General features: G+C 41.9%; 2 protein-coding genes. Both read right to left on the bottom strand.

Annotated elements, in window-relative coordinates; genetic code table 11:
* Positions 1-147: 147 nt before the first annotated feature.
* The gene (locus LC574_RS30160; RefSeq protein WP_229457282.1) at positions 148-447 is read right to left on the bottom strand and encodes a WGxxGxxG family protein; all 300 of its coding nucleotides are present in this window, start codon (positions 445-447) and stop codon (positions 148-150) included.
* A gap of 866 nt (positions 448-1,313) precedes the next feature.
* Positions 1,314-3,371, bottom strand: coding sequence for a serine/threonine-protein kinase (locus LC574_RS30155; RefSeq protein WP_229457281.1), 2,058 nt, complete (start codon positions 3,369-3,371; stop codon positions 1,314-1,316).
* Positions 3,372-3,912 lie beyond the last annotated feature (541 nt).

The raw sequence follows: 3,912 nt of genomic DNA, 5'->3' as shown, positions 1-3,912 counted from the left end.
CCCAATTAACAATTCAACTGGGCAAACTTGGCACGCCCTCGCTCTCCAAGCCTTGCAATCATGTATACACACGAACAAAGCCTGCCGATGCAGGCTTTTCCCGTAATTATCATTAGGACTTACGTAAAATTATAACGCAACTCATTATTAAAAGTTAGAACGGGAGCCAGAGGAGCCTACTGCATTAGGGTCACGATAAGCTACATTATCATCGGCTTTGCGGCTCTTGCGACCAAATAAACCAAATAAACCGAGTAAGCCCAACAAACCCCAATCGCCATCCCGATAATTTCCGTCGCTAGCAGCGCTGTCTGTAGTAGTATTTGTAACTGTCCCGTCAGTAGTGCTTGTTGTTTGAGCAGAAGCAGGCAGGACTGTAGGCAAGGTTGCCAAACTTAGAGCTAGAGCAGTACTTCCGAGAATTTTAGAGACATTAAAGCGTTTCACGATCGCATTCCTCAATTGAATTGCAGCGAGTAATAGTTAAAGCATATTAAGTTCTGACACCGCTAGCATCAATCTTTAGCTGCAAATATAAATCCGCTTAAAGGTGCATTTGTGATCGAGTAAATAAGCATTTTGGTATAGCTTATATTACCGAGCATGGCAAATTATGCAATAGTGAAATCAGCGATCGCATTAAAACAATCTTGATTCCAGAAGGTAGAATTTTTCTTTTTAAAATAGAAAATTACGTCTTCAGGTATGACAGATACTGATAATTTAAGGCAATATTTCCGCCGCGATCGCATAAAATTGTGAACCTGTATTTTTCTGCTCCAAACTATCGGTAACGCTATCAAACCTTAATTGTTAAGTACACCCGTAGGGGCACGGGAGTGCCCATACGTGTCAACTTAACGTAAAAGCCATGTCCCGCAAGGAACTGAAGTTCCTTGGCTTTTAGCGGAAGTCATCTGAAGATGACTAAATATAGCAAAAAATCTTTAGTCTACTTCAGTAGACTTTAGCTAAAAGCCAAAGAACTTTAGTTCGAGGCGGGTGAGGAAGCTTTCAGTTAAGCTACTTTTCAGCTTAAGTTGACACCAATGCGCAGTGCCGTGCCCCTACACCCTGCAATATAGGACTCCTATCAATACTTCTCGGGTTTTGGGGAAAAGGGGAAGGGGAAAAGGGAAAGAAAAAACCTTTAACTCAAACCCCAGTACCCTTTACCCAAAACCCGATTCCAAATTAAAAATGCACAAAGCGAGAAGTATTGGGACTCCTATTTGATTGCGTGAAAAAACTCGGTACAACTCGAAAAGGCTGATTCCCTAGTACAGACGCGATTAATCGCGTCTCCCTACTCTTCACTGAGACAATTGCCAAATCTTAATAGTATTATCTTCACTACCACTGACAAGGGCCTTGCCATCAGGGCTGAAGGTTACGGATGTCACAGTGTTGGTATGCCCCGTCAATGTCAGAATTTCTTCTCCTGTGGCTGAGTTCCACAATTTGATGGTGCGATCGCGGCTACCACTAGCAACAATTTTACCATCGGCGCTAAAGGCTACGGATGTGACTGTGTTGGCATGTCCTGCTAGTGGGCGAATTTCTTTTCCCGTAGTTAGATTCCAAAGTTTGATGGTGCGTAGGCGTAGCCCGTCGTAGACATCGCGGCTAGCACTGGCTAAAGTTTTACCATCTGGGCTTATAGCCACGGCTGTTACTGTTTGATAATTTCCCTCCAGTGTACGGATTGAGTACCCTTTTGTCAGATTCCAGATTTTGATAGTCTTGTCAAAACTGCCACTGGCAAGAATCACACTATTGAAGCTAATAGCTAGCGATCGCACCCAGAATGTATGCCCTGTCAGTGTCCGAATTTGCTCTCCTGTTGCTAAATCCCAAATTTTGATGGTGTTGTCATCACTACCACTAATCAGAGTCTCGCTATCAGCACTGATGGCTAAGGCATGAACTGAATCAGAATGCCCTGTAAGAGTGCGAATTTGCTTTCGCGTTGCCAGATTCCAAATTTTGATGGTGTTGTCATCACTACCACTAACCAAAGTTTTGCCATCTGGACTGATCGCTACCACATTCACCTGCTGAGAATGTCCGTCGAGTGAAGAGATTTGTTTACCGGTTGCGAAATTCCAAAGTTTGATTGTGCGGTCGCCGCCACTACTGACAATGGTTTTGCCATCGGGGCTGATGGCAACAGACAAAACTGAGTTTTCATACCCTTGCAGGGTATTAGCTAAGGAAACCTTACCCAAAGTAATCTTTAGTGGTTGACCTAAAAACGCTTCATCTTTGCCAGAATTATTGTGCTGAGTCAGCCGAGAAACCAAACTGGTCTGAATCCGGCGAAAATGTTTATACCAAGATTCTTGGAATCCAAACAACAGAATCAAAGCACTTACCAAGATTAAAATTCTCAGTAAGGGATAACTTTTTGGTAAATCCGGTGCTTTAGTTGGTGGTATTTTTCCAGAGGATTTCCCGGCTGGTGGTAGTGCAAGGAGTTGTTTTGGACTCAAGTCTCTGAGAACTTCATCGGCTGACTGGTAACGTTCATGGATATCTTTTTTCAAAAGCTTGTCGATGACAAAATCCAACTCAGGATTTAACGGACTCCGCAAATATTCCCGCCAATTATTCACCCAGGCGTACCCAGATTCCATCCACAACTCAAAGGGGGAATTTCCCGTTAGCAGATGAAAGCAGGTAGCCCCCAAACCGAACAAGTCACTAGCGGGGAAAGCTTTACCATCTCTAATTTGTTCCAGGGGTGAATAACCATGTGAACCGATGGATGTGCCAGATTTCTGCTGAACTTTGGCGGTGAATTGCTTTGAGGAACCAAAATCAATCAGGCTTAATCGCCCATCACTTTTATGGCGGATAATATTTTCTGGCTTGATATCTCGATGAATGACTTTGCGATCGTGGATAAATTTGAGGATGGGCAGTAAATCTAGCAAAATAGATTGAATTTCCCTAGCGTTATAAGCCTTGCGCTGTTGCAACTCCTTTAATAAATTCTCTCCATTAATAAACTGCTGCACTAAATATAGGCAGCCGTCTTGGTCAAAGTAAGCTAGCAAAGTCGGAATTTGGGGATGTTCCCCAAGGTCTTGTAGTCGCTGCGCTTCTTCAGCAAACAACTCCATCGCTTTTTTTTGCGACCAAGTTCCTTGAAATTTTGGAGCTAATTGCTTGATAACACAACGTTCATTGAGTTTATCTACATCTTCTGATAGATAGGTTCTGCCAAATCCCCCCTCATCTGAAAGGACTCGGATGACACGGAAGCGATTTCTTAAAAGTGACACCAATGGGGTGCTACAACTTTGGCAAAACTTCTTTCCATTGGGATTCAGGGGATTTGAGCAATCGGGATTTAAGCAGCAGATCATGATCTGACAGGCGCGACTGCATGACAACTTAGGCTAAGTTTGCCCCGAACTTTCCCTTAAGAAAATTGACTCTCGCTTACTCGTGGTAGAAAACCCTGTTCTGGGGATTGGGGAATTACTTAATATAGTTAGCGTTTGTAAATAGTAGTCAGTCTTCCTCATCTGTGGAAAACTACGAGAGCCATAAGATTAATTATTCTCTCGATTATATAATAATTTGAATAAAAATTTTTTCTGAACTTTTAAACCTAGTAATTTTGCTTGTATATTGGCAAGCGATAACGTACTAAGTATTAAAGATAAATCCTGATTAATTAACCATCATGACTATTAAATGTAGTTAAAATGCTTACTAAATTTGTTTTTGATATTTTAAATCACCCATGATTAATTGTTAATTTAATACTTTAGACAGTGCGACCTTGTTTACTTCAGCCTTGCTCTCCATTTCCGAATAGCACTTGCAGTTCTGGCGACAGGTGGTATATATACATCAGGAGCAGGAGTTTCGTGAGAATTTTTATTCAAATTATTATATAAT

Origin of the sequence: Nostoc sp. CHAB 5715 (assembly GCF_020829685.1) — a bacterium.
In the GTDB taxonomy this organism is placed as follows: domain Bacteria; phylum Cyanobacteriota; class Cyanobacteriia; order Cyanobacteriales; family Nostocaceae; genus Nostoc.
Note: the sequence above shows the minus strand (reverse complement) of the source record. Positions and strands in the feature narration are given on the sequence as shown.

What these genes read in the sequence shown, in the direction of transcription:
- LC574_RS30155 (WP_229457281.1), bottom strand. Translation starts at nt 3,371, where the DNA reads ATGATCTGCTGCTTAAATCCCGATTGCTCAAATCCCCTGAATCCCAAT.